Here is a 6585-nt window from a genome sequence, read left to right as displayed (position 1 = left end):
CCAGGCCCAGTTCACCGAGACCCCGCTGCCGCCCGAGCGCGGCGTCTCCTTCGCCGACACCCGCGCCTGGGCGATGCGCCACCTCGACGAACCGGTCACCCTCACCGACCTGGCCCGCCAGGCAGGTGTCTCCGTGCGCACCCTCTCGCGCCGCTTCCAGGCGGAGACCGGCGTCTCGCCGCTCCAGTGGCTCCTCCACCAGCGCATCGAGCGCGCGCGGGAACTCCTGGAGACCACCGCCCTCCCCATGGACAGGATCGCCCGCTCCAGCGGCCTCGGCACCGCCGACTCACTGCGCGCGCACCTCCTGCGCAGGACGGGCCTGACCCCCTCCGGATACCGCGCGTCCTTCAGCCGGATCGCAACCGCACGCTGACCGGCCGACGTCTTCCGCCCCATGATCCGTAGAGCTCTCCCCACCGATGTCGACACCATCGCCGCCTTCCACGCGCTNNGCTTCTACGCCCGCCACGGCTGGGCGGTCGAAGGCGAGGCCGAGCGCGCCGCCGACTACGACCATGTGTCGATGGTGCTCACCGTGCCGTCAGGGGAATGACCAGGTGGGGGACCGTGTTGTCCCCACAGAAGACGAATCGCCCCCCTGGAGAGAAGAAGCCACATGCGCGTCGAGATCTGGTCCGACATAGCCTGCCCCTGGTGCTACGTCGGCAAGGCCCGTTTCGAGAAGGCCCTCACCGCCTTCCCGCACCGCGACCAGGTCGAGGTCGTGCACCGCTCCTTCGAGCTCGACCCGAACCGCGCCAAGGGCGACTCCGGACTGGTCATCCCGATGCTCGCGAAGAAGTACGGGATGAGCGAGGCGCAGGCCCAGGAAGCCGAGAAGAACCTGGGGACGAACGCCGCCGCCGAGGGCCTGGCCTACCTCACCGAGGGCCGCGACCACGGCAGCACCTTTGACATGCACCGACTGCTGCACTTCGCCAAGGAGCAGGGCCGCCAGGACCAGCTGATCGGCATCCTCTACCGCGCGAACTTCGCCGACGAGCGCTCCGTCTTCGACGACGACGACCGCCTGGTGGAGCTCGCCGTCGAGGCCGGACTCGACGCGGACGCCGCCCGCGCGGTCCTCGCGGACCCGTCCGCGTACGCCGACGACGTACGCACCGACGAGCGCGAGGCCGCCGAGCTCGGCGCCAACGGTGTGCCGTTCTTCGTCCTGGACCGCGCCCTCGGAGTCTCCGGCGCCCAGCCCGCCGAGGTCTTCACCCAGGCCCTCCACCAGGCCTGGGACGCCAAGCCGCGGCTGGCGACGATCAGCGGCGCCGACGGCGAGGTCTGCGGCCCCGACGGGTGCGCCGTACCGGGTGCCACGACCGACGCATAAGCATCACTTAGAGGTACCCGCCAACTTTTCGCAATGGACGAGCAGTTGGCGGGGCCTCAGAGTGAGATGCATGGAATCTCTCGCACCCACCGCCTTCACACCCGGGACCACCTACCTCAACACCGCGAGCACCGGTCTGCTCCCGGGCGCCGCTGTCACCGCGATGCACGAGGCGACGCTGTCGGCTTCCATCGGTCTCCCGCTGGACATGTTCGCCGATGTGGAGGCTTCCCGCGCCATCTTCGCGCGCCTCGCCGGAGTCCCTGTCTCGCGCGTGGCCGCCGGGGGATCGGTCGCTGTCTACACGGGTCTGATCGCGACATCGCTCCCCGAAGGGGCCGAGGTCCTGGTGGCGGAAGACGACTTCAGCTCCCTCATCAACCCTTTCTTCGTACGGACGGACCTCAAGGTCCGCACCGCACCCCTGGAGTCCCTCGCGGAGGCGATCCGCCCCGGCACCGCCCTGGTCGCGGTCAGCTCGGTCCAGTCCGCGGACGGCCGCCTCGCCGACCTGTCATCGATCCGTACCGCGGCCCGCGCGCACGGCGCCCGTACCCTCGTCGACGCCTCGCAGTCCGCGGGCTGGCTGCCGATGACGGCGGCCCAGGACGACTACACGGTCGCCGTCGCCTTCAAATGGCTCACCTGCCCGCGCGGGATCACCTTCTTCGTCGTCCCCGAGGACCTGGGCGGCCTGACACCGGTCTTCGCGGGCTGGGTCGCGGGGGAGGAGCCCTGGGACTCCTGCTACGGCCCCGTCGCCGAACTCGCCCACTCCGCCCGCCGGTTCGACGAGAGCCCGAGCCTGTTCTCGTACGCCGGGGCCCGCCACTCCCTGGCGCTGGTCGAGGAGATCGGCCCGGAGCGGATCCACGCCCACAACACCGCCCTCGCCGACCGCTTCCGCGCCGGACTCGCCCGCCTGGGCCACCCGGTGGTCGCGGCCCCCGGATCGGCCATCGTGTCGGCGCCGGGACTCGGCCACCGCCAGCCCGATCTCAGCGAGGCGGGCGTCCAGCTCTCCGACCGTGCGGGGAATCTGCGCGCCGCGTTCCACCTCTACACCACGGCGGACGACGTGGACCGGGCGCTGGAAGTCATCGGAGGCTGAACTCCGTCAGCTGAACTCTGTTAGCTGAACTCCGTTACCTGCCCGGGCAGTTCGCCGTGTCCGTGCAGAGGTTCTCCTCGACCTTGGAGAGCAGACGGACCAGCTCGTCCCGTTCCTCGCCGGAGAGGCCGACGAGGGTGTGCTCCTCCAGTGAGACCCAGGCGCCCTCGACCTCGCCGAGCAGGGCGCAGCTCTCGTCCGTCGCCTCGACCAGCACGGCCCGCCGGTCGTGCGGGTCGGGGCAGCGGCGTACATGACCGGCCTGCTCCAGGCGCTGGAGCATCTTGGTGACGGTGGACGGGTCCACGTCCAGCGCCTTGATCAGCTCGGACTGACGCACCGGACCCGAGTCCCAGAGACGCATCATCAGCAGCTCCTGCCCCGGATAGAGGCCGGCCTCCTTGAGAGCCTTGCCCGCCGCGATGCGGTGCAGCCGGGCGACCCGGGAGACGAGATGGCTGACGGGGCCTCCGCGTGCGGCACTGGGGAGGCCGGTACAGAGAGGGTCTGCGGGCGCGTCGGAAGTCATGACACGAGATTACCTTGGTCGGCCAAGTAATGCGCTATGGTGGTGCTCGTCGGATTACTTGGCCGACCAACTTAATGGCATTACGTCCTGGGAGCAGTCATGACCACCGTGTTCGATCCGATCGACCTGTCCGGTACGCAGCTCACCAACCGCATCGCCATGGCGCCGATGACCCGCAGCCGGGCAGGCGAGGGCGGCACGGCCACGGACCTCACCGTCGAGTACTACGCCCAGCGCGCCTCGGCCGGCCTCATCATCACCGAGGGCATCCAGCCGTCGGTGGTCGGCCAGGGCTACCCCTTCACCCCCGGCCTGCACAGCGCCGAGCAGGTCGCCTCCTGGCGGAGGGTGACGGACGCGGTCCATGCTCAGGGCGGCAGGATCTTCGCCCAGCTCATGCATGCCGGCCGTATCGGCCACCCGGTCCTGCTCCCGGAGGGCCAGACCCCCGTGAGCGCCTCGCCCGTCACCCCGGCGGGACAGCTCTTCACCGCCGAGGGCATGAAGGACTTCACGGAGCCGCGCGAGCTGACGGACGCCGAAATCCGCGCGACCATAGCGGACTTCGCGGCGGCGGCCCGCAACGCGGTCGACGCGGGCTTCGACGGAGTCGAACTGCACGGCGCCAACGGCTACCTCATCCACCAGTTCCTGGCCCCCGGCACCAACCTGCGCACCGACGAGTGGGGCGGCGAGGCCGAGGCCCGGATCCGTTTCGCGGTGGAGACGGTCAAGGCGGTCGTGGCGGAGATCGGCGCGGAGCGCACGGGGCTGCGGATCTCCCCGGCCAACCCGTACAACGACATCGACGAGCCGCTGGAGGAGGCCGAGACGGTCTACCCGGCGCTGGTGAAGGAGATCGAGCCGCTGGGCCTGGCGTACCTCCACGTCATGGAGAACGCCGAAATCCGCGACCTCACGCTGGCCCTGCGCAAGCAGTTCTCCGGCACGTTCGTCATCAACGTGCTGGGTCCCACGGGCCCCGACGACCACAAGGTGATCGACGACGGGATCGCGGACCTCATCTCGTACGGCGCACTCTTCCTGGCCAACCCGGACCTGCCGGCACGCCTGAAGGCGGGCGGCCCGTTCAACACCCCCGACTCGGCGACGTTCTTCGGCGGCGACGCGAAGGGCTACACGGACTACCCGGCGCTGGGTGCGTGACGCGGGACGGGGCCGGGGGCAGAGCCCCCGGCCCCCGGGCGTACCTCAGGCGCGGTACGAACCGATCGACGCCAGCGCGGGCAGCGCCTTGCTGCTGTAGTCGAACAGGGCCTGGTTCTCCCAGTTGTTGCCGGAGGAGGCGTTGGTCGGGTCCCAGCCGTTGCCGGTGACCGCCGTCCAGAATCCCTCCCAGTAGACGTAGCCGAGGCCCATGCCGTTCGGGGTGGCGGCGACGGTGTCGGCGACCGCCCGCACCCAGGCGTTCTGGCCGGCGGACGTGGCCGGGTAGCCGGAGGTGAGCTGGCTGCTGGCGTTGACCAGGTTGGCGAAGCCGTCCTTGTCGGTGAGCGTCCAGGGGTACGCGGTCTCGGCGACCAGCGCCGGGGTGCCGTAACGGGCCGTGACATAGGCCAGGTTGGCCGCGAGGTCCGTGAGGGCGCCGTGCCAGTAGGGATAGAAGGACATCCCGATCACGTCCCAGGCCACGCCCCGCGACTTCATGTTGTCGAAGAACCACGTGTAGAGGCTCTGCGTACCGCCGTTGGACAGATGCAGGATCGTACGGACGCCGGGCGTGGTCGCCTTGGCGGCGCTGATGCCGGACTTGAGGAACGTCGCTAGGTTGTCCAGGTTGTCCCAGTTGCCGGTCGGCCACAGGACGCCGCCGTCGGTCTCGTTGCCGATCTGTACCAGGTCGGCCGGGGTGCCCTGGGCGACGAGGGCGCCGAGGACGTCGGCGGTGTGGTTGTAGACGGCCGTGGACAGCTGGGCCACCGTGTAGTTCGCCCAGGCCGCGGGCTTGGCCTGGTTCGCCGGGTCGCACCAGGTGTCGGAGTAGTGGAAGTCGACGAGGAGCTTGATGCCCTTCGCCTTCAGGCGCACGGCGAGCGGGAGGATGTGCGCCTCGTTGTTGTAGCCGTCGGCCGGGTTGACCCAGACTTTCAGGCGGGCGTGGCTGATGCCGGCGGTCGACATCAGCTGTACGGCGTCGGTCTTCGTGCCGCTGGTGGAGTAGTACACCCCGCCCAGCGCCTCGGACTTGGGGAGCGAGGAGATGTCGATCCCGCGGACCGACAGCGAGGTGGCGGCCGAGGCGCTGCCCGCGGTCGCGGTGAGGAGGGCGGGCGCGGCCACGGAAGCGGCGGCGGCTTTGAGCAACGTACGTCTGCGCATGGTGATCCTCCCGGATCAGAGGTGCGGGTACGGGTGCGTGCGGGTGTGCCGATGTGCGGGTGGTGCGCCGGAGGCGGGGCGGGTGTCAGCCCCGGTAGTGGCCCAGGGTCTTCAGGCCGGGCAGCGCCTTGTCGTCGAAGTCGAACAGCGCGAGGTTCTCCCAGGCGTTGCCGGACGTCGCGTCCGTCGGGTCCCAGCCATTGCCCTTGCGGTACGTCCAGACGCCTTCCCAGTAGCAGTAGCCGAGGCCCTTGCCGCCGGGGATCGAGGCCTGGAGGTCGGCCACGGCGCGCAGCCAGGCCGCCTGGCCCTCGGGTGTCGCGGGAAAGCCTGCGGTCAGCTGGGAGGGGTCGTACAGGATGTCGTTCGTCGCGTCCTCGCTCTCCAGCGTGAACGGGTAGGCCGTCTCCGCGATCACGACCGGCTTGTCGTAACGGGCCGCCAGGTCGGTCATGTTGGCGAGCGCGGTAGCCAGGTCGCCGTGCCAGAACGGGTAGTACGACTGGCCGATGATGTCGAAGTCCAGGCCGTACGAGACCGCGTTGTCGAACCACCAGCGTGATGTGCCGTTGTCGCCGCCCGAGGCGATGTGGAGCATCGTGCGGACGCGCGGGGTGGTGTCGCGGGCGGCGGTGAGACCGGCCTTGAGGAACGCGGCCTGGGTGGCCCAGCCTCCGGAGCCTTCGCCCCAGTTCTTGCCCTCGGGCCACAGCAGGCCGCCGTTGATCTCGTTGCCGATCTGTACGAGGTCGGCGGGCGTGCCCTGTCGCTTGAGCGAGCCGAGCACGTCCGCGGTGTGGTCGTAGACGGCGCGGGTCAGGCCCGCCACGTCCAGGTTCGCCCAGGCGGCGGGCTTGGTCTGGTGCGCCGGGTCGGCCCAGATGTCGGAGTAGTGGAAGTCGATCCAGATGCCGATGCCCGCCTTCTTGAGGCGGCGGGCCAGCGGGAGGATCTGCTTCTTGGTGTTGTAGCCGTCGGCCGGGTTCACCCACACCTTCAGGCGGGCGTGAGTGACGCCGGAGTCGGCGAGGATACGGATGGCATCGTCGCGTCGGCCGTCGGCGTGCCGGTAGACGGCGCCGAAGTCCTCGTCCTTGGGGAGCGAGGAGATGTCCACGCCGCGTATCTCAAGGCGGCGGTGGCTGGGGGCGGCGGTGTTCGCCAGGGCGGGTGCCGCAGTCAGGACGGGGGCTGCCAGTGCGGCTGCTCCGGCGGCCGCGAGGACGGTGCGTCTGCGCATGTCAAAGGTTCCCTTCGGGG

The 6585-nt window shown here is 70.1% G+C and carries 7 protein-coding genes; 4 read left to right on the top strand and 3 right to left on the bottom strand.

Translation table 11 applies throughout. From position 1 onward, the window contains the following. The 3 genes from J0695_RS34940 to J0695_RS34930 all read left to right on the top strand — a co-directional run. The coding region (locus J0695_RS34940; protein ID WP_206968790.1) for a helix-turn-helix domain-containing protein at positions 1–376 on the top strand (376 nt) is incomplete at its 5' end. A gap of 243 nt (positions 377–619) precedes the next feature. Next, complete coding sequence (locus tag J0695_RS34935) at positions 620–1345, top strand: DsbA family oxidoreductase (RefSeq protein WP_206968789.1); 726 nt, start codon at positions 620–622, stop codon at positions 1343–1345. A gap of 70 nt (positions 1346–1415) precedes the next feature. Beyond that, positions 1416–2456 (top strand): aminotransferase class V-fold PLP-dependent enzyme, encoded by a 1041-nt coding sequence (locus tag J0695_RS34930; RefSeq protein ID WP_206968788.1) that lies wholly within the window; start codon positions 1416–1418, stop codon positions 2454–2456. A 34-nt stretch (positions 2457–2490) separates the two neighbouring features. On the opposite strand, the gene J0695_RS34925 is transcribed toward J0695_RS34930, so the two are convergent. After that, positions 2491–2985 carry a MarR family winged helix-turn-helix transcriptional regulator gene (locus J0695_RS34925; protein WP_206968787.1) on the bottom strand — a complete coding sequence of 165 codons (495 nt, stop codon included), beginning with the start codon at positions 2983–2985 and terminating at the stop codon, positions 2491–2493. A 99-nt stretch (positions 2986–3084) separates the two neighbouring features. Between J0695_RS34925 and J0695_RS34920 the strand changes: the two genes are divergently transcribed. After that, complete coding sequence (locus J0695_RS34920; protein WP_206968786.1) at positions 3085–4152, top strand: alkene reductase; 1068 nt, start codon at positions 3085–3087, stop codon at positions 4150–4152. Positions 4153–4197: 45 nt separating this feature from the next. On the opposite strand, the gene J0695_RS34915 is transcribed toward J0695_RS34920, so the two are convergent. Continuing rightward, on the bottom strand, positions 4198–5325 hold the full coding sequence (locus tag J0695_RS34915) for a glycoside hydrolase family 53 protein (RefSeq protein ID WP_206968785.1): 1128 nt from the start codon (positions 5323–5325) through the stop codon (positions 4198–4200). An 85-nt stretch (positions 5326–5410) separates the two neighbouring features. After that, entirely contained in the window at positions 5411–6565 is a 1155-nt protein-coding gene (locus J0695_RS34910) for a glycoside hydrolase family 53 protein (RefSeq protein WP_206968784.1), read from the bottom strand. Between the last annotated feature and the right edge of the window lie 20 nt (positions 6566–6585).

The sequence above is a fragment of the Streptomyces beijiangensis genome, assembly GCF_017315755.1.
Classification (GTDB): Bacteria; Actinomycetota; Actinomycetes; order Streptomycetales; family Streptomycetaceae; genus Streptomyces; species Streptomyces beijiangensis.
This window is presented reverse-complemented; position numbering and strand designations above follow the sequence as displayed.